This is a genomic window from Mesorhizobium sp. M0029, from assembly GCF_040323735.1.
Classification (GTDB): Bacteria; Pseudomonadota; Alphaproteobacteria; order Rhizobiales; family Rhizobiaceae; genus Mesorhizobium.
The window spans coordinates 1-18,544 of sequence record NZ_JAMYVF010000040.1 but is presented as its reverse complement, the minus strand read 5'-3'; the positions used below and the strand labels follow the sequence as shown (position 1 = coordinate 18,544).

At 62.7% G+C, this 18,544-nt stretch carries 15 protein-coding genes and 3 pseudogenes; 15 read left to right on the top strand and 3 right to left on the bottom strand.

The window, feature by feature from the left end; all coding sequences use genetic code 11:
• The 5 genes from NKJ76_RS31400 to NKJ76_RS31380 all read left to right on the top strand — a co-directional run.
• Positions 1–821, top strand: an 821-nt coding sequence (locus tag NKJ76_RS31400; RefSeq protein ID WP_352539140.1) for an ATP-dependent DNA ligase, incomplete at its 5' end; no start/stop codon positions are given.
• Between the two features lie 71 nt (positions 822–892).
• The gene (locus NKJ76_RS31395) at positions 893–1,042 is read left to right on the top strand and encodes a hypothetical protein (protein ID WP_023673151.1); all 150 of its coding nucleotides are present in this window, start codon (positions 893–895) and stop codon (positions 1,040–1,042) included.
• 23 nt (positions 1,043–1,065) lie between these two features.
• Positions 1,066–1,287: a DUF768 domain-containing protein gene (locus NKJ76_RS31390; RefSeq protein WP_023673150.1), complete on the top strand. Its 222-nt coding sequence runs from the start codon at positions 1,066–1,068 to the stop codon at positions 1,285–1,287.
• A complete protein-coding gene (locus NKJ76_RS31385) occupies positions 1,284–1,514 on the top strand; it encodes a DUF768 domain-containing protein (protein ID WP_023690431.1) in 231 nt (76 codons plus the stop codon). Before NKJ76_RS31390 ends, NKJ76_RS31385 begins: the two co-directional genes overlap by 4 nt.
• 209 nt (positions 1,515–1,723) lie before the next feature.
• Positions 1,724–2,386, top strand: a complete 663-nt coding sequence (locus tag NKJ76_RS31380) for an outer membrane protein (protein WP_023673148.1) — start codon at positions 1,724–1,726, stop codon at positions 2,384–2,386.
• Positions 2,387–2,961: 575 nt separating this feature from the next.
• Here the strand turns inward: NKJ76_RS31380 and NKJ76_RS31375 are convergent.
• Positions 2,962–3,153 (bottom strand): hypothetical protein, encoded by a 192-nt coding sequence (locus NKJ76_RS31375; protein ID WP_023673145.1) that lies wholly within the window; start codon positions 3,151–3,153, stop codon positions 2,962–2,964.
• 219 nt (positions 3,154–3,372) lie between these two features.
• Positions 3,373–3,834, bottom strand: a complete 462-nt coding sequence (locus NKJ76_RS31370) for a Ros/MucR family transcriptional regulator (RefSeq protein ID WP_023673144.1) — start codon at positions 3,832–3,834, stop codon at positions 3,373–3,375.
• Positions 3,835–4,103: 269 nt separating this feature from the next.
• On the opposite strand from NKJ76_RS31370, the gene NKJ76_RS31365 reads away from it, so the two are divergent.
• From NKJ76_RS31365 to NKJ76_RS31320, 10 genes and pseudogenes are all read left to right on the top strand, one after another.
• A complete protein-coding gene (locus NKJ76_RS31365; RefSeq protein WP_023686036.1) occupies positions 4,104–4,853 on the top strand; it encodes a Crp/Fnr family transcriptional regulator in 750 nt (249 codons plus the stop codon).
• Between the two features lie 1,146 nt (positions 4,854–5,999).
• A complete protein-coding gene (gene ligD / locus NKJ76_RS31360; protein WP_352539139.1) occupies positions 6,000–6,416 on the top strand; it encodes a non-homologous end-joining DNA ligase LigD in 417 nt (138 codons plus the stop codon).
• Positions 6,392–7,035, top strand: a pseudogene (gene ligD, locus NKJ76_RS31355) (non-homologous end-joining DNA ligase LigD). The gene ligD (NKJ76_RS31360) and the pseudogene ligD (NKJ76_RS31355) overlap by 25 nt, the downstream one beginning before the upstream one ends.
• Before the next feature lie 145 nt (positions 7,036–7,180).
• Positions 7,181–8,149, top strand: coding sequence for an ArdC family protein (locus NKJ76_RS31350; RefSeq protein WP_023690434.1), 969 nt, complete (start codon positions 7,181–7,183; stop codon positions 8,147–8,149).
• Between the two features lie 69 nt (positions 8,150–8,218).
• Positions 8,219–8,539, top strand: coding sequence for a DUF2958 domain-containing protein (locus tag NKJ76_RS32545; RefSeq protein WP_460221719.1), 321 nt, complete (start codon positions 8,219–8,221; stop codon positions 8,537–8,539).
• A 75-nt stretch (positions 8,540–8,614) separates the two neighbouring features.
• On the top strand, positions 8,615–10,735 hold the full coding sequence (locus NKJ76_RS31340; protein WP_023806499.1) for a ParB/RepB/Spo0J family partition protein: 2,121 nt from the start codon (positions 8,615–8,617) through the stop codon (positions 10,733–10,735).
• A 46-nt stretch (positions 10,736–10,781) separates the two neighbouring features.
• A pseudogene (locus NKJ76_RS32540) lies at positions 10,782–10,901 on the top strand (DUF6117 family protein); the annotation flags it as partial.
• A 173-nt stretch (positions 10,902–11,074) separates the two neighbouring features.
• A pseudogene (locus NKJ76_RS31330) lies at positions 11,075–15,404 on the top strand (strawberry notch-like NTP hydrolase domain-containing protein).
• Positions 15,401–16,438, top strand: coding sequence for a DUF7146 domain-containing protein (locus tag NKJ76_RS31325; protein WP_023690437.1), 1,038 nt, complete (start codon positions 15,401–15,403; stop codon positions 16,436–16,438). The pseudogene NKJ76_RS31330 and the gene NKJ76_RS31325 overlap by 4 nt, the downstream one beginning before the upstream one ends.
• Before the next feature lie 340 nt (positions 16,439–16,778).
• Positions 16,779–17,699 carry a DUF2493 domain-containing protein gene (locus tag NKJ76_RS31320; protein WP_023690439.1) on the top strand — a complete coding sequence of 307 codons (921 nt, stop codon included), beginning with the start codon at positions 16,779–16,781 and terminating at the stop codon, positions 17,697–17,699.
• Positions 17,700–17,961: 262 nt separating this feature from the next.
• Here the strand turns inward: NKJ76_RS31320 and NKJ76_RS31315 are convergent, their stop codons facing one another.
• On the bottom strand, positions 17,962–18,285 hold the full coding sequence (locus NKJ76_RS31315) for a nucleotidyl cyclase domain-containing protein (RefSeq protein ID WP_023690440.1): 324 nt from the start codon (positions 18,283–18,285) through the stop codon (positions 17,962–17,964).
• Between the last annotated feature and the right edge of the window lie 259 nt (positions 18,286–18,544).

Sequence of the window (18,544 nt, the reverse complement as noted above, 5' to 3'; positions counted from 1 at the left end):
GTGAAGGCTGGACCCACGAGGTCAAGTTCGACGGCTACCGATCGCAGATGATCATCGATGAAGACGGCACACGCATTTATACGCGCAACGGCCACGACTGGACTGCGAAATATCGCGACCTGGTGAGAGAGGCCAAGCGCCTTGGTGCCGAAAGCGCGATTGTCGACGGTGAGATCATCGTCTTGAACGAAGCTGGCCTTTCGGACTTCGGCGATCTGCGCAAAGCGATCACCCGCCGACAGCAAGACCTCTATTTCGTCGCCTTCGATCTATTGCACCTCAATGGGCACGATCTGCGCGACATGGCGCTTGAGGTGCGGCGCGAGATCCTGGCCAGCATGATCAAGCCCGGGCGGCGTATTCAGTTCAGCGAGCCTCTGCCCGGCGAAGCCAAGGCGATCCTTCACTTGCTCGACCAAGCCGGACTTGAAGGCATGGTGTCGAAGCGGAAGGACAGCAAATACCGCAGCGGTCCGTCAGCCAACTGGCTGAAGGCCAAGTGCTATGCGATCGACGAGTTCGATCTGCTCGGCGTCGAGCGTGAAGCGGGCAAGCCGGCTTTCGCTCTCATGGCCGAGCGGGGCACAGGGCGCTATGTCGGCAGCGCGTTCGTCACCTTGAACCGGGAAATGCGCGAGAGGCTATGGAAACGCGTCCAAGAGCACCCAGGCACGGCGCCCAAGGGCGTCATGAAGCGGCCTGCGACGCAATGGGTCAAGCCGGGGCTGATCGGCCGCGTAAAGCACCTGCGCGGCGAGGATGACCTGCGCCACGCCTCACTGCAGTACTTCCGAGAGGATGACACAGATGGCCGTGGCTAGGAAAGATCAGGAGCGCGCCACCTACGCCTGGATGTACGCCCAAGCGAGCAAGGATGGCAAGGAGACGTGCGGTGCCAGCCTACTGGGGAGAGCATGCCGACGCGTGGCTGCAGGGCTTTGACGGTGAGCCGGTGGCCGCCTTCGGCAAGACCAAGACTGTCAACGACGAAATGGAAGCCGAGGTCGACGAAGCTGCCGTCGAGCGCCCTGCTGGAACCTAAGCGCTGGATCGAGCTTAGGCTTCATGAGCACACGCGGCGTCAACTTTCTCGATCGCTGGATCGGCAACAATTTCCCCGAAACGGCTAAAACCGACGCCGTTTCGGTAAGTGAGTACATACACAAATTGTATGCCGACGCTAAAGCCTTGACGATCGAGCGCGAAGAGATCGACGAAGAGGTTGATAGCCTATATCGGACGCTGGTCGATGCCGTCGTGCACTTTGCCCCAGGTGTTTCCGAATGAGCAAGCCGGCCGTCCTATTTTTGAACCAATGGATAAAAAAACACGATCTATCCGACGCCGGTGCGCCGAAAGAGCGAGCGGAGATCGAGCAGCTCGCAAAGCGCCTAATCGCCGACGCAGAGGCTGAGGGGATTGCGGAAAGCGAGCTGACCGAGGCGTTCGACGACAAGGAGGTCGACAGCCTTTATCGTACCCTCCTCGATGTTAAATTTGGGATACCGGAATGAGTGTTCCCGGCCTGAAGGTTCCGGACAGTTTGGGTGGCCGAGCAGTTGCCCACTGTGGCGAGGGGCGATCCGATCGCCACCAGCGAGTTGGCATAAGGTTCTCATGTAAGTGCGGGCGGCCGATTTGAATTCGGCCAACTGTGGCAGAAAAACAACTGCATCAATCGGCGCGCTCTGCTACCAAAAAGGTTAGTTACAGGAGATCACCTATGAAGAAGCTGCTTCTTGGTCTGTCGTTGTCTCTGCTGGCTTCGTCGGCGTATGCTGCCGATGCCATCGTTGCAGAAGCCGCGCCGGTCTTTAGCTGGACGGGTGGGTATGTCGGCCTACAGGCAGGCTATGCTTGGGGGAATGGCAACATAGACGAAATCGGTGGGCCGGGCTTTGTCGACACAGATCCCGACGGGTTCCTTGGTGGCGTCTACGCCGGTTACAACTATCAGATGTCCAATAACATTGTGATTGGCGCGGAGCTGGACGTCGTATATGCGAATGTTGATGGCAGCGGCCAAGTCTTCAGCGCTCCTGGTATCCCGATCCCGGGCGGCATCGCCACCGAAGAACTCAACTGGAGTGCGGCGGCAAGACTGCGCCTAGGATATGCCGTTGATCGCTTTCTTCCTTATATTGCGGGTGGCGTTGCGTTTGGCGATGTCGACATAAGTAATAATGGAGGCGGACCTTCGTTCGGAGATACATTCACAGGATGGACGATAGGCGTGGGCTTGGATTATGCCATGACCGACAATCTGCTGCTGCGAGGCGAGTATCGCTATACCGACTTCGGTACAGAATCTTTTGGTGGTCTGGTCAATGCCGACGTTGATCTGAAGACCAACGAGGTTCGCTTCGGCATCGCCTACAAGTTCTAATCCCTGATGTCATAATAGCCTGTCGCTCACCGCGACGGGCTTTTTTGTGCAAGAACCGTTTGCGGCGATCCCCTCAACGGAGTTCGCTACCATGGTCAAGACGAAAACCCCTCACAACACGTTTCGCAGGAACAGCTCGCCCGCTTCAAGATCGAGGCGGAACGGCTGCACAAGGCAATCGTCGGCCCGATTGTCGCCGATCTGCGACAATCACCAGGCCGTGCAGGATCCGCATGAAGTGCTGCTCAAGAACGTGAACAATCACCGACAGGGATGCGCTATCCGATGGCCTCTTACAGGTCCGGCGTCGCTGCCTAGTGCTGGATAAGTGGAGTCCCGAGACCGGGGAAGGGCAGCACGTTGCCGCCCGTCCCCCGCCGGCGGCGCAGTTCAACCTCTCGATAGACGAGGATGCCCATCACCATTTCCGCGCTGGCGATTTCCGATCTCGATGGCAACGACTTGAGCTATTGGTGCAGTTGTCGCGTTTCCATGGTCGCAATGTGGCCGGCGATGGCTTCGATGCTATCGCCCAAATTCGCCAGTAACCCTGCGGACCTCTGCATAGGCTTGCTCTACAGCCGCGAAAACGTGTTGAGATGCAGACGCGACCTTTGGCCTTCTGCAAAGGCCACGGCATAGGATTCGAGCTTGAATGATCGGGTGAGTTCCTGGTCTTCCTCGATCACGCGGACAAACCACTCGCCACAGGGTTTGCCAACTTCGACACAAGGGCGTGCTTTGCGAATTGGAATTATGTCAGCCATGGCGTTGCCTCCCAGCAATCAGGCCAAGCGGAGATTAACGTCGTAAGCGGCCTACAACAAGAAAAGATTGGGCAGCAATACGAAGCTGAGGTGTGGGCCACAAATGGCCGGCGCCATGGGTTGGGGAACCTGGGTGGGCACCGGCCAAGAGCGGACAGGTCCGCCGCGATGCATACATCGCCGATTGGTGCCGCGGTGGTAATGGTGTGATCGCGGAAGCTACGCTTTAGCCTTAGCCGTCGGCCTTGCCTTGCCCGTTGCAGTTGCCGTGGGCTGCGGTGCCTTCCTACCCAGACCGATCGACTTCGCCATGGCAGACCGTGAGGCCGCATAGTTGGGAGCGACCATCGGATAAGTGGATGGCAAGTTCCACTTCGTTCGATACGCGTCAGGAGTGAGACCGAAATCCACGCGCAGATGTCGCCGAAGGGTTTTGAACCGCTTACCATCTTCAAGACAGATGATGTAATCGGGAAATACTGACCTTTTTGGATTTACCGCAGGCACTGGTTCTTCGGTCGCGGCAGCCACGCGATGGCCAATCCCAGACAGCGACCCGTGCACTGAGGCTATCAGGTCCGCCAAGCCCGCGACCGGCACGGGATTGTTGCTGACGTACGCGGATACCACATCCGCCGTGAGTTCTACCAGTTCAGCGGCGTGGTCGGGGGCGTCGGTCATGGTGTGAGTCCTCGAATTTGAGAACGATCTATTATAGCTGCTGCCGCAGCTGCGCAACTCGAGGCCCGATGATGGGCCGCTTCCCTCGTAAGCACCAATCCTGTTGAGCCTGTGTTTGCCGATGGGGAAAGGACCATCGGAAGCAGTGCCAGACTTATCACAGGTTAAGTCGGTCCGGTGTTTATGATATAAGGTCGGGCATCATTCGCGTTCTGCTGGCCGCGGGTGACTGAGAGACCATAGCGCTCCCGCCCAAACGGAGAGCCGACATGCTTTATCAAAGCCCCTTAACCGCCAAGTTCCATCGTGCCTTCACCCTCACGTCAGGTGAGCGTCAAGCTCTCGACGCGGTAAGAATAAGGATCGTTGCGATTGGCGCAAACCAGAACTTGGTCCGGGAAGGCGACCAGCCGTCCCGGTGCATAATGGTCCTGGCTGGCTTAGCCAGCACCTCGAAGGTAACAGGAGACGGGAAGCGTCAGGTCACTGCTTATCATGTGCCTGGCGACATGCCCGATCTGTTGAGCCTGCACCTCGATCTGTTGGATAGCGACGTTCGAACGGTGAGCGCTTGCAGTGTTGGCTTCATAGATCACTCGGCTATCCGGCTGCTCTGCGAACGCCACCCCAGGCTGGCGGCAAATCTTTGGCGAACGACACTGGTTGATGCATCGATTTTTCGCGAATGGGTGGTCAATGTCGGGAAGCGCCAAGCGCTTGGCCGAGTGGCCCACCTTCTCTGTGAAATCATGCTACGTATGGAAGATGCCGGACTTGCGTCCGATCAAACCTGCGCTTTTGGTGTGACTCAAGCTGACCTTGGCGAGGCGACAGGGCTGTCGGCAGTCCACATCAACCGCACGCTCAAGTCTCTTCGGGAGAAGCACCTTACATCACTTGTGAATGGCCAATTGACCATCCATGATTGGGAAGGACTGGCCTTTCTTGCTGAGTTCCGGCACGATTACCTGCACTCAGCAAGGAACAATAAAACGGCCGAGTTCATGTCAATGCACTGATTGCTCCAGGGAAAAATCGCCAGAAATGCGGATTGGCTCCAAGGGTAGCCGGACCACTTGTTGGCCTTCGCTGGCCATCAGCGGTGCGATCGCCCCCCAACATGGTCAATGCTTTGATGGCGCGTCGAAGCGTTAGCGCAAGGGGTTCACTTGCGCGCAGAGTGCATTCGGATGCTTACCGGCCCACATGGGCGTTGACTGTCCGTATGGCCGTCTGCGTAGCACCATCCATCCCCTCAACGTGATACTTCGGCACTACAGGGTTTCCACCTCTCTTCATGGCTTTCGATTGGCCGCGCGATCGACCAATTTGTGGGCTCAGCCGCATCAATTCGAGCCCCGCTATTGGCTAGCGACTGTGGAAGAGGTTCCTGGGGCACACCATGCCGGCGCCCAAGGGAATAAATCTCGGCGACGCAATGGGTCAAGCCCGGGGCTCATGCGTCGCTGCAGATTTCGGGAGGACGGCGGATATTCGCTTTTCTCCGACCGAAAGCGTGCCAAGGGACGTCGCCAGCTAAACAGCAACCGGCGTTGACGCTTGAGAGCGCCTGGCAGCGTTCACGGTGGCCTGTATGGGCGCTCGACATTTCGCGAGTGGCATGTGTTGCGAGCTTGTTGCAGATCATGTTCGCACCATGCAACGGCAAAACGCCTCATCGAGCGCAATGGAAAAGCCGCATTCTCAGTTCGGTCGAGCGAGCGCTTTCTGCACGAGTTGTGACAGGGGAGGGCCTGTCAGGCTTGGAATTCACAAGCTGCAACGCAATTGAGGAAGAAGCCGAAAGGGTGCAAGACCAGATCGATTTCTTGCAGCCAAACTCGGCTCTGGTGTGGTTCAATCCTGTTTGCATCATCGCGGATCAGCGGTCGGACTGTCGAGAACTGAACTGCGCGATCTCAGCCGGTGGGCTTCGAACCAAAACATGCGGACCACCGCGGACGGGGACAGTCGGTCCCGCGTCCCGTCCTGGGGCCGGCGCTATGCTGACGCTCCTACGGCTGTCCTGTTCACCGCCCGCGGCGGGGGGCGAATTTCCTCCGTCCTGCGCGTGACAATTGTCCGCTGTTGCGGCCGCGCGCAGGACTGCGGCTTATGCGCCGTTCTTCCTTGAGCGCCGACGGTCGCCGGCGCGGTGCTTGGGCATGGAACCGAATCCCAGGCAGCGTATTGACATGTATCCGAGTTCCTCATGTCCGAGTAGACGGCACTCTCAACAAAAGGCGCAAACGGCCCAGAGACTCGGCCAATCTCGATCCGGCAACGAGATCGCCGCTCCTGTCGGCGTCAAGCTGACGCATCCGGACAAGGTCATGTATCCAGGCACCAAGGTGACCAAATCCACGCTCGCCGCCTACTACGCAGTGGTCGCCGAGAAGATGCTGCCGCACATTCAGGATCGGCCGCTGTCGCTGGTGCGCGATACTCACGGCGACCTGCAGCAGACCTTCTTTCAGAAGCACAACCTGCCAGGCGTGCCCAGGGCCATCCATGATGGCCACTTGGAGAAGGTGTCCGGTAAGGAAAGCCGCATCTCGTGGTCGATGACTTGGCTGGGCTGATCGCGGGCGTCCAGACGAACGTGCTCGAATTCCACATCTGGGGAAGCCGTCGCCAGCAGCCGGATCTGCCGCACCGCATGATCTTCGACATCGACCCCGACAGGGCTTGGGCTTTGCTGCCGTCAAGCAGGCAGCCCTCGACATTCGGAGCATTCTGGAAGCGCTTGGATTGCAGTCGTGGCCGTTGCTGTCCGGCGGCAAGGGCGTTCATGTGGTCGTCCTGCTCCTCCCGGAGGCAGACTGGGACGAGGTCAAGAGCTTCTGCCAGGACTTCGCCGAACTGCTGGCCCGTACAGATCCGTCGCGCTTCGTCGCCAATATGAGCAAGGCGAAGCGCAAGGGCCGAATGTTTCTCGATTACCTGCGCAACGGCCAGGGCTCCACTGCAATCTGCCCCTGGTCGACTCGGGCACGCGCGGGGGCGTCGTGCGCGGTGCCTGTCAGCTGGGATGAGTTGCCCACCTGCGAAAAACGCCAACGGCTTCGATGTCTTCGCCGCCGCCGCGCGGGCTCAGGTGCGCGAAGCCTGGGAAGGTTATTTCGACGTCGCACAAACGCTTACCGACCGCATTCGGCACGCAGTCCGGCAGCAATAACCATAGGTCAGCGACACTACTGATTGGCGCGGACCGCCTTTGCCCCAAGTCCGGGAGCGTCCCCCTTCGAGGCCTGGGCTAGCCTCTAGAGCGAGAGTACGGACCGGTTTGCCGTGACGGGTTGAGAGCTGGAGGAGAGGCCTCCGGCGCCCGTCGCGGAGAAACCAGATGTCCAGACATTACGCTCGCGCCGGCGCCGACCGGGCAAGCCTCTATGATGACATCACCAACAAGATCATCGCCGAGCTGGAGGCTGGGCGCTTTCCCTGGGTGCCCTGGGGCACGGCGGCGGAGCAAGCACCCCTCGCCATGCCGGCCAATGCCGCCTCTGGCCGTGCCTATTCGGGGATCAACGTGCTGATCCTGTGGGGTGCGGTCGTCGAGCATGGCTTTCCCGTCCAGGGCTGGCTGACTTTCCGCCAGGCGCTATCGCTGGGCGGCCATGTCCGCAAGGGCGAACACGGGACCACCGTCGTCTATTCTGACCGCTTCATCCCTGACGACGAGAAGAAACGCGCGCGGGAGACCGGCGAGGCAGCACGGGCCATACAGTTTCTGAAGCGCTTCACCGTCTTCAACGTCGCGCAATGCGAAAATCTGCCCGACGATCTGGCGGTGTTTCCGCCCGCACCAGAGCCCGGACTGATCGAACCGGCCGTCGAGGCACTGATCAAGGCGACAGGGATCGATTTCCGCATCGGCGGCAATAGCGCCTATTATGTGCCGGCGCACGACTACGTGCAGGTGCCGCCTCCGCAGGCGTATTTCGAGACCATTGACTGGCACCGCACCGCCCTGCACGAGCTTGGCCATGCGACCGGCCATCCCTCCCGCGTCGGCCGTGACCTCGGCTGCGCCTTCGGCACAAAGCGATATGCTTTCGAGGAACTGGTCGCCGAAATGAACGCAGCCTTCTGCTGCGCCTCGCGAGGTATTGCGCCGACCGTGCGCCACGCCGATTACCTGGCCTCCTGGCTCGACGTCCTGCGCGAAGACAACCGAGCCATCGTGCGTGCCGCCTCCCAAGCCAGCAAGGCAGCCGACTGGTTGCTCGCCTTCCTTCCGCAACCCGACAACGGAACCAGGGCAGGGCCCGCCAGCGTCGATGAGGTCGAAATCGAGAAGAGGGCGGCATGATCGTTCTCACCGAGGAACTGCGCGTGCCTGCTCGCCAATAGCCGCGATCGCGACGCCGAACACGTACGGGTGGTGAAGCTCTTCAAATCAACTCGGCGAAGGAATTGGCTCGCAACCGCGCTCGAGATGACGTCGATCCGGCTGCCTTTCGGCATCGGCATCGAGCGGGACATGCTCTTTGGCACCGACCTGCCGATTTCCGTCTGGGCAGAGGCGGTCCGCCGGGGCGGAAACCTTCGCGACGCCGAACGCAACTCGACCATGCCGGCCAATCTGGCCGAGACGGCGAGTGAGATCTCAGCTTGTAATCCGCAAGCCGCAGATGCGCAGTCGTGTCTGCGGCCCTGTCCCCACCTCTGGATCTTCGGTGCGGCTCAGTCCTCAGAGTGAGAGGGCTGCGCCCGTCTTTTTTGACGGGTTTGGAGGACGAGAGAGTTTCGGCCGCCCGTCGCGGAGATAGTCCACATGGCTACGCCCAAGCAGAAGATCACCCTCAACGCTTCACGTGACATCCCCTTCAACAAGCTGATGCTGAGCCAGTCCAATGTCCGGCGCATCAAGCGCGGGGAAACCATAGAGGACCTCGCCGCGTCGATCGCCCGGCGCGGCCTGCTCCAGAGCCTCAACGTCCGGCCAGTGTTGGACGGCGAGGGCAACGAGACCGGCATGTTTGAGGTGCCGGCTGGCGGGCGCCGCTATCGCGCGCTGGAACTGCTGGTCAAGCAGAAGCGCATAAGCAAGACCGAGCCAGTTCCCTGCGTCATAAGCGACGCCCACAGCGCGGTCCCGATCGAGGAGGACTCGCTGGCCGAGAATTTTCAGCGCGAAGATTTACATCCGCTCGACATGTTTCGCGCCTTCCAGACACTTCATGACCAGGGCGCGAGCCATGAGGAGATTGCCGCACGCTTCTTCGTCTCCGCAACATTCGTGCAGCAGCGCCTCAGGCTGGCCAGGGTTTCGGCCAAGCTGCAGGAGATTTACGAGCAGGATGGCATGAAGCTCGAGCAGCTCATGGCGTTCACCGTGACCGACGATCACGCCCGTCAGGAGCAGGTCTGGGAGGCGCTCGAAAACTCCTGGTCGAAGGAGCCGCAGCAGATCCGGCGCCTGCTGACGGAGACCACTGTGCGGGCAAGCGATCGCCGGGCGCTGTTCGTCGGTGTCGACGCGTATGTCGCTGCCGGCGGCGTGGTGCTGCGCGACCTGTTCGAGGCCGACAATGGCGGCTGGCTGCAGGACCCCGCTCTGCTCGACCGCTTGGTCGGCGATAGGCTGAAGTCGATCGCCGACGAGATCGCGGCGGAGGGCTGGAAGTGGATCGTGGTCGATGCCGATCTGCCCTACGGGTACAATCACGGTCTGCGGGCAATCGCTGGCACCCCCGTCGGTCTGACCGACGCGGAGCGGGCGGAACGCGAAGCCCTGCGGGCGGAGTACGACCGGCTGGAAGCCGAGTATGGCGAATCCGACGAACTCCCCGACGATGTCGATCAGCGCCTCGGTCAAATCGAGACCGCGCTTGAGGCCTTCGAGAGCCGGCCGATGCACTACGATGGGGCCGAGATCGCCCGCGCCGGTGTGTTCATCAGCATCGATCGTGATGGCGATCTCGTCGTCGATCGGGCCCATGTGCGCCCCGAGGACGAAGCGATGCAGGCGGTCGACGGCCACTCGGCCGAGCCAGGTTGCGCCACCGAGAACGAAGACAGCAGACACAATCCTTCGGCCCGCGCGATTATCACCATCGGCGCGCAGGCGTCCGAGCCTGAGGAGGATGACGGCGACACCATCAAGCCGCTACCCGAGCGCCTGGTCATCGAACTTACTGCCCATCGCACGTTGGCGCTGCGCAACGCACTGGCCGAGAACCAGCATGTGGCCATCACGGCGCTCTTGCACCGGCTCGTCCTCGACACCTTCGGTCAGCGTTCCGCCATCGGCTGCGTCGAGGCCTTCGTCCGACATGTCCACTTGCCGTGGCAGGACGTCGGTCTCAAGGACAGCCCTGCGGCCAAGGCCGTCCATGAGCGCCATGAGGCATGGAAGAGCGACATTCCACTGGATGACGACGAGGCCCTATGGGCGTGGCTCGACGGACTCGATGAAGCAAGCCGGCAGACGCTGCTGGCGCATTGCGTCAGCTATGGGATCAACGCCTTGTTCGAACGACCCAATCCCTACGGCAGCGGCGTTTCCCAGCATGGACTCGATCAGCGCCGGCGTGAAGCCGATCGGTTGTCCCGTGCCACCGGGCTTGACATGGTAGATGCCGGCTGGCGGCCGACGGTGGATAACTATCTCGGTCGCGTCACCAAGTCCCGCATTCTCGAAGCCGTGCGCGAAGGCGCCGGCGACCAGGCCGCCCAGCTTATCGACCATCTCAAGAAGGCCGACATGGCCAAAGAGGCCGAGCGCCTCCTGGCCGATAGTGGCTGGCTACCCGAACCGCTCCGCCTTCGCGGCAATGACGCCGCCCGGCCGAATGTGGGCGAGGAAGCTGACCTCCCCGAATTCCTGGCCGGTGATGACGAGGACGGCTCGGCCACCCATGAGACTGCCGCACACGCGGTCGCCGCCGGATAGCACCGTCGGCGGAGTGGCGCGGGTCGCTCGGCCCTTTCTTCTTCACTACGAGTTCACGCCGTTCGCTCATCTTGCCGACGGCAATCCCTATGATGCCTACCTGCCGCCCGATCCCGACAGCGCCAATGGTTTCCTACAGAAGTCGGGGCCTGACGGCGGAATATGATCGAGATCGGTTGATACCGGCAAGCGCTCCACCTCATGGCGGGGCGCTTGTTTCATTTTGGCTTCGGTGGAGGCCAGAGAGGGAGAGGCGAGCCGGGATGGTTTTGAATCCGCACGGTCCAGAGAGAGCGCCGCGCGGCTCGATCCTGTCCCCGCTCTCCCGAGGTTCACACCATGTACATGATCTCGCCCGCTGTGGCAGTTCCCGCAGCCGCGCCGCTCCCGCTCCCCCAAACCGGTGCAGCCGGCGCTATCTTCGCCGCCGCCGGCCTTCTGCTTCCCCATCTCGAGCGCGGCGACAGCATCGACGCGCCAAAGTTGCGCGCGGCGATGGAAGCCGCATTCGGCGCCTCCGACGCCGCCGGCGCCTGGGACTGGAAGCAGGCCTACGATGCCTGCGAGGCTGCGACGGTCCTTTTCCTGCGCAAGTACGGAAAGGCGTTGTTCCGCAAGGCCGCGTCTCCGGCTCTCCGGCTGTCAGCATTGTCGAAGATCGCCCCGGCTCATGCCGACGCATACCCGCCGATCCGAAGAAGCACAGACCTTCCAGCAGTTCTCGACGCCGATTCCGCTCGGCATGGTCGCCGCAACGGCCGCTGCCATCACGCCGGCCGACCGTGTGCTGGAGCCTTCCGCCGGCACCGGGCTGCTCGCCATCCTGGCCGAGATAGCCGGCGCCTCGCTCATTCTCAACGAGCTTGCCGAAACCCGCGCGGCACTTCTCTCCGGCCTCTTTCCGGCCGTCTGCGCCAGCCGCTTCGACGCCGCCCAGATCGACGACCATCTCTATCCCGGCGCCGTGCCCAGCGTGGTGCTGATGAACCCGCCCTTTTCGGTCATGGCCAACGTCGAGGGCCGCATGGCCGACGCGGCCTGGCGGCACATCGCCTCGGCCCTGGCGCGCCTTGCGCCCGGCGGGCGGCTGGTGACGATTACCGGTGCGAACTTCGCGCCCGACCACCCGGCCTGGACCGCCGCCTTTACTCGCCTGCAGGAACGTGGCCGCATCGTCTTCTCCGCCGCCATCGACGGCTCGGCCTACGCCAAGCATGGCACGACCTTTCCGACACGCCTCACCGTCATCGACCGGGTGCCGGCGGACGATCCGGACGTGTTCCCGGCAGATCAGGGCGTTGCCCCGGATGCCGCGACGCTGATCGCATGGGTCGGCGAGCATGTGCCGGCACGGCTGCCGGTCACCATACCCGCAGGTGCAACTCCCACATCGTCGTCGGCCGCACCCCGCACAGTGCGCGGCTATCTTGGTCCCACGGCAAGAATAACACCGCGGCCACCGCTCACTGATCCCGATGCCGTTGAGCTCGCCTATCAGGTGCTCGACTGGAAGGCCGCCGAGGGCGGCCACATCAGCGACGCCATCTACGAGGACTACGCGCTTCAGGCGATCCGCATTCCCGGCGCGCAGCCGCACCCCACCCAACTCGTGCAATCGGCGGCCATGGCCTCGGTCGCGCCGCCCAAGCCGAGTTATCGGCCGCGCCTGCCGAAGAACGTCCTTGACCTGCTCTCGGACGCGCAGCTCGAGACCGTCATCTATGCGGGCGATGCTCACGCCGAGTATCTCGCCGGCGCCTGGACGCTCGACGATACCTTTGACGTAATTAGCGCGGCGGCAGATGACGCGGCGCGGGCCGTGCGCTTCCGGCAAGGCTTCATGATCGGCGACGGTACCGGTGTAGGCAAGGGCCGCGAGTCCGCCGCCGTAATCCTAGACAATTGGATGCAGGGCCGTCGCAAGGCCGTCTGGATCTCCAAGTCAGACAAGCTCATCGAGGATGCGCAGCGCGACTGGTCCGCGCTCGGCATGGAGCGCTTGCTGGTCACCCCGCTCTCCCGCTTCCCGCAGGGCAGGCCGATCACGCTGGCGGACGGCATCCTGTTCACCACCTATGCCACGCTGCGGTCCGACGATCGCGGCGAGAGGCTTTCGCGGGTCAAGCAGATCGTCGAATGGTTGGGTCCGGATTTCGATGGGGTCATCATCTTCGACGAGGCGCACGCCATGCAAAATGCCGGTGGCGGCAAGAGCGAACGCGGCGACGCCGCTCCCTCCCAGCAAGGCCGTGCCGGCCTGAGGCTACAGCACGCCCTGCCGAATGCCCGCATCGTCTATGTGTCGGCGACTGGCGCCACCACCGTGCACAATCTCGCCTATGCCCAGCGGCTCGGCCTCTGGGGCGGCGAGCATTTTCCATTCTCGACCCGCGCCGAGTTCGTCGAGGCGATCGAGGCTGGCGGCGTGGCGGCGATGGAAGTACTGGCACGCGACCTCAGGGCACTTGGCCTCTATACCGCCCGCTCGCTCTCTTTCAACGGTGTCGAATACGAACTGCTCGAGCATGAGCTGACGCCCGAACAGGTCCGCATCTATGACGCGTACGCTGGGGCCTTCGGCGTCATCCACAACAATCTCGATGCTGCGATGCAGGCGGCCAACATCACCGGCAGCACCGGCACGCTCAATGCCCAGGCCAAGTCGACCGCGCGCAGCGCCTTTGAAAGCGCCAAGCAGCGCTTCTTCGGCCATTTGTTGACCAGCATGAAGACACCGACCCTGATCAAATCCATCACCGGCGATCTGGAGGAGGGCCATGCGGCCGTTGTCCAGATCGTCTCGACGGGTGAGGCGCTCATGGAGCGGCGGCTGGCCGAGTTGCCGACCGAGGAATGGAACGATGTTCGCGTCGACATCACGCCGCGCGAATACGTCCTCGACTACCTCGCTCATTCCTTCCCGGTGCAGCTCTACGAGCCCTTCACGGATTCGGAGGGCAATCTGTCGTCGCGCCCGGTCTACCGCGATGGCCAGCCGGTCGAGAGCCGCGAGGCGGTCGCCCGGCGCGACGAGCTGATCGCGAAACTCGCCAGCTTGACGCCTGTCCCCGGCGCGCTCGACCAGATCGTCCAACATTTCGGCGCGGACCTCGTCGCCGAAGTCACTGGCCGCTCGCGCCGCATCGTGCGCAAGCGCGACCGCCTGGTCGTCGAGCACCGAGCAGGGTCGGCAAATCTGGCCGAGGCGCAGTCCTTCATGGACGATCAGAAGCGCGTTCTGGTGTTTTCCGACGCCGGCGGGACGGGTCGTTCCTACCATGCCGAACTCTTGGCACGGAACACGCGGCTGCGTGTGCATTATCTGCTCGAAGCCGGGTGGAAGGCCGACACCGCCATCCAGGGCCTGGGCCGCACGCATCGGACCAATCAGGCGCAGCCGCCGCTGTTCCGGCCGATCTCGACCAATGTGAAGGCGGAAAAGCGCTTCCTCTCGACGATCGCCCGCCGTCTCGACACGTTGGGCGCAATCACGCGCGGCCAGCGCCAGACCGGTGGCCAAGGGCTGTTCCGGCCAGAGGACAATCTTGAAAGCCACTATGCCGGCGATGCCTTGCGGCAGCTCTATCTCCTGATCGTACGCGGCAAGGTCGAGGGTTGCACACTCCAGCGTTTCGAGGCGGCGACCGGTCTCAAGCTGATGGACAACAACGGCATCAAGGACGAGTTGCCGCCGATCACCACCTTCCTCAATCGCCTGTTGGCGCTGACCATCGAAGTGCAGGGCGTGCTGTTCGGCGCCTTCGAGCAGCTTCTGGCCGCTCGGATCGGTGGCGCCATCGCCTCGGGCACCTATGACACCGGGCTGGAGACCCTGCGGGCCGAGAGCTTCGTCATCACCGACCGGCAGGTCATCTACGCCCATCCGCGCACCGGCGCCGAAACGCGGCTGCTGACGATCACCCAGCGCAAGCGCAATCGGCCCGTCATGCTCGATGCGGCGCTCCATCACCTTCGCGATTTGCGCGCCATCCTACTGATCAACGAGCAATCTGGCCGCGCCGCCGTGCAGATCCCAACCACCAGCATCATGCTCGACGACGGCGAGATCGAGCCGCGGGTCCGCCTGATCCGGCCAATGGAAGGCCAGAACATGCCGCTCAAGGCTATGGGCGAAACCCGCTGGGTCGAGGCCCACCGTGAAGCTTTCGCTGCAGCATGGAATGCGGAGGTCGCCGAGACTCCCGAGTTTGCCGATGCCGTGCTGCACATGGTGACGGGCCTGTTGTTGCCGATCTGGAAGCGTCTGCCAAACGAGTCGACCCGCGTTTTTCGACTTCAGACCGACGAGGGCGAGCGCATAATTGGTCGCCTTGTCACGCCGGCCTGGGCCGCCAACGCCACGGTGACAGGCGTCGCATCGCTATCGCCCGAGCAGGCGCTCGCGGCGCTGATCGACGGGCGGACGATCCTTGATCTCGCCGAGGGTCTCCAGCTTCGCCGCAGCCGCGTCATGGGCGCGTGGCGCATCGAACTGTCGGGCTTCACCGACATGATGCGGGAGCGCCTCACCGCCTACGGTCTCTTCCACGAGATCATTTCGTGGAAGCTCAGGATGTTCGTGCCGATCGACGCCAACGGGCTCGCCGTGCTGGAGCGCGTGCTCGACCGCTTCCCAATCGAGCGGGTCAGTGAGCGGGAGGCTGCATGATTCCGCGTCACGCTGCATCCGACCTCGCACACCGCCTCGCCGAACATGCCGAGGCGGTGTGCCGCCACTACCTCTCCAATGGCCGTCGCCAGGGCAACTATTGGAGCGTCGGCGACGTCCGCAATGCGCCGGGCCGGTCGACGTTCGTGCGTCTGCAGCCATCCCCGAAGGGACCGCCAGGCAAATGGACCGACGCCGCTACCGGCGAGCATGGCGACCTGCTCGACGTCATCCGCGAATCCCTCGGACTGGTCAACTTCCGGGACGTCGCCAATGAGGCGCGCCTGTTTCTCGCTATGCCAGATGCCATGCCACCCCGACCGGCCGCGCCGATCACGCAGGTCCCCATTGGATCTCCGGAAGCGGCTCGCCGACTGGTCGCCATGTCGAAGCCCATTATCGGCACCCTCGTGGAAACCTATTTGCGTGGACGTGGCATTGCGACTTTGTCCGGCACCGGATCGCTGCGGTTCCATCCGCGCTGCTACTACCGGCCCGGCGATCATGGACCGACCGAGACCTTGCCGGCAATGATCGCTGCTGTCACCGACCTTGATGGACATTTGACCGGCGCGCACCGCACCTGGCTCGCACCGGACGGCACCGGCAAGGCGCTCGTCGACACGCCGCGTCGCGCAATGGGTGACCTTCTGGGTCACGCCGTCCGCTTCGGTGCACCCGGCAGCGTCATGGCGGCAGGCGAGGGCATTGAGACGACGCTGTCGCTCAGATGCGCCTTGCCCGATATGGCGATGGCTGCGGCACTCTCGGCAGCCCATCTAGCCGCCATCCTGTTCCCGCCAACCCTGCGCCGGCTCTATGTCATCCGCGACAACGATCCGGCCGGTGACGGTGCCCGCGACAGCCTGCTCGAGCGCGCGACGGACGCCGGAATCGATGCAATCGTGCTGTCGCCAGCGATGCAAGACTTCAACGAAGACCTCAGCCGCTTCGGACTTGCGGCCTTCCGGGCCTCGATTGCAGACCAGCTCATGCGCAAAGATCGCATCCGATATCTGACACAGGCGGCATGAGCCGGGAGGGGAAGCGCGCGGCGCACGGTGCCGGTGCGGCGCATGGATGAGTGACCCGCCGGCAGAGACCCGAGACCCGGCCTTCGAGAGGGCGATCGGCCCACGAACTGGCCGGCCAGGCAATGGCGGCGGCCGACTATTTTCCGGCGCGCGCGACTGGTCGCGAATGGCAGCGATCGGGCGCGACGCCTTTCCATCGCGAGGCAAAATAGTCGGCCGCCGCCATCCTCCGCTGCGCTCCGGCCCTCCGCATCGCTGCGGGTGTCGGACCGTCCCGCCCGTGGGCTCTCGTCGCCATGAAGGCCGCGAGGGTCGCGGTCAAACCGACGGGAGCATCCCCATGAGAGAGCACGACGACACTGAACCGCACCACGCCGCTTCTGCGACCGATCACATCCTCACCGAACTCCAGCTCTATGGCTGGCGACCATTTGCGGACGAGCCCGATCCGCGACCGCTCCCCGGTGGCGACCAAGTGGCCGGAGCCGTGGCCGACATCTTTGACGCCCTCATCGTCACCCTGGCTGACACGCGCCTCGAACCCGACCTCGATGACTTGCTCTGGTCCCTCACCAATGTCTTCCACCGAGCTGTACAACGGATCGAGCGGCAACTGGAAGACAACGAGCAGGCCCAGCGCTGTCTGCAGCGCGAACAGGATGGCAGCGAGATCAAGGCGGTTGAACTCGAGACACTCACCGCCCAGGGCCAGACCATGATCGAACGGCGGGGCGCCTTCGAGCTCATGCGTGACCAGGCCGCCGAACACTACGATCAGTACACCGGTTCTGCCTGGCGACCGCGCACGGGGTCGATGGTAAACCACCACCATCTCACCGCCGCAATGATCGATAGCCGCGACTTCCTCGCGGCCAGGCGGCGCGCGGAAACCGAGGTCATGTTGCCGGCCGGCCCCAAGATCGCCTTCTCCGGCGGCGATACCGCCGATCACGAGATGATCTGGGCAAAGCTCGACCAAATCCGCGCCAAGCACCCCGACATGGTGCTGATGCACGGCGGATCACGCAAAGGCGCTGAAAAGATCGCCGCCCGCTGGGCCGATCATCGCAAGGTGCCGCAGGTCGCCTTCAAGCCCGACTGGAGCAGACACGCCAAGGCCGCTCCCTTTAAGCGCAACGACCAGATGTTGGCGGTCATGCCGATCGGCGTCATCATCTTTCCCGGCACCGGCATTCAGGAGAACCTCGCCGACAAGGCCCGCAAGCTCGGCATCCCGGTCTATCGATTAGGCGGCTCGTGAGCGCCCCCTTTGACCCTAGATCTTAGTCCAGGTTGGTCACCGCTATTCCACAATCTCACCGATGTGGAGGTATGTCTTTCACGACGCGAACGGCGGCTTCGCGCCTCATGACAGTCGGTTCCCCGGTTCAGTCCATTCACCAAAAGCGGGCGTCGCCAAACGGCCAGCCCTCAGGCTGTTATGTTCGCGGCAAATGCTCAGCTGGGCCGAATGGATGAGGCGCGACGATACCAGGCAAAATTCTGGGCACTCCGCCGGACTGTCACGAGTCCTCGAAGCGCAGGCCGATCTTTCCCGCTGCATGTTCCTGCACGCGTTCGGAAACGCAGATCCTGCCAGGCTCGGCGATCCTCTCCAGACGCGCGGCGATGTTGACCCCCGCGCCCAAGACGTGACCGTCCTGTTCGATGATGTCGCCGACGATCTTGCCGCGATGCGTGGCAATACAGGGATCGAGGTGGTCACGTTGATGGCTGTTCAAGCGCTCGAGGGCACCTTCTTCGTCAGCGCCCATCAGTTGACTGTACCCGGCGAGGTCAGCCGCAAGGATCGCCGAGAGCTTGCGCTCGACCCGACCGATTTCCATCCAGTCCCTCTGCAAGGCGTCAGGATCATATTTGCCCAGGTCAAGCGATCCAAGTCCGCTCTTCCGGTTTTCTTTGGGATCGCGTCAACCATGTCGGGCGCACCCGTTCGTACGGAGCAACTGGCGCTCCGCACGAGGGACAGGGCAACTCACTGGTGACTGGGTGCGTGCCTGACGAAGCTCTTCGTTTCGGCTGAGATAAATGCTCTCACTTACGGAACATCGCAGGTTCGTCGAAGTTGGAAAGCTACGGAGGACG

Coding starts and splice junctions, on each gene's coding strand:
- NKJ76_RS31390 (WP_023673150.1), top strand. CDS start 1,066: ATGAGCACACGCGGCGTCAACTTTCTCGATCGCTGGATCGGCAACAAT.
- NKJ76_RS31385 (WP_023690431.1), top strand. CDS start 1,284: ATGAGCAAGCCGGCCGTCCTATTTTTGAACCAATGGATAAAAAAACAC.
- NKJ76_RS31380 (WP_023673148.1), top strand. CDS start 1,724: ATGAAGAAGCTGCTTCTTGGTCTGTCGTTGTCTCTGCTGGCTTCGTCG.
- NKJ76_RS31375 (WP_023673145.1), bottom strand. CDS start 3,153: ATGGCTGACATAATTCCAATTCGCAAAGCACGCCCTTGTGTCGAAGTT.
- NKJ76_RS31370 (WP_023673144.1), bottom strand. CDS start 3,834: ATGACCGACGCCCCCGACCACGCCGCTGAACTGGTAGAACTCACGGCG.
- NKJ76_RS31365 (WP_023686036.1), top strand. CDS start 4,104: ATGCTTTATCAAAGCCCCTTAACCGCCAAGTTCCATCGTGCCTTCACC.
- ligD (WP_352539139.1), top strand. CDS start 6,000: ATGGAACCGAATCCCAGGCAGCGTATTGACATGTATCCGAGTTCCTCA.
- NKJ76_RS31350 (WP_023690434.1), top strand. CDS start 7,181: ATGTCCAGACATTACGCTCGCGCCGGCGCCGACCGGGCAAGCCTCTAT.
- NKJ76_RS31340 (WP_023806499.1), top strand. CDS start 8,615: ATGGCTACGCCCAAGCAGAAGATCACCCTCAACGCTTCACGTGACATC.
- NKJ76_RS31325 (WP_023690437.1), top strand. CDS start 15,401: ATGATTCCGCGTCACGCTGCATCCGACCTCGCACACCGCCTCGCCGAA.
- NKJ76_RS31320 (WP_023690439.1), top strand. CDS start 16,779: ATGAGAGAGCACGACGACACTGAACCGCACCACGCCGCTTCTGCGACC.
- NKJ76_RS31315 (WP_023690440.1), bottom strand. CDS start 18,285: ATGGAAATCGGTCGGGTCGAGCGCAAGCTCTCGGCGATCCTTGCGGCT.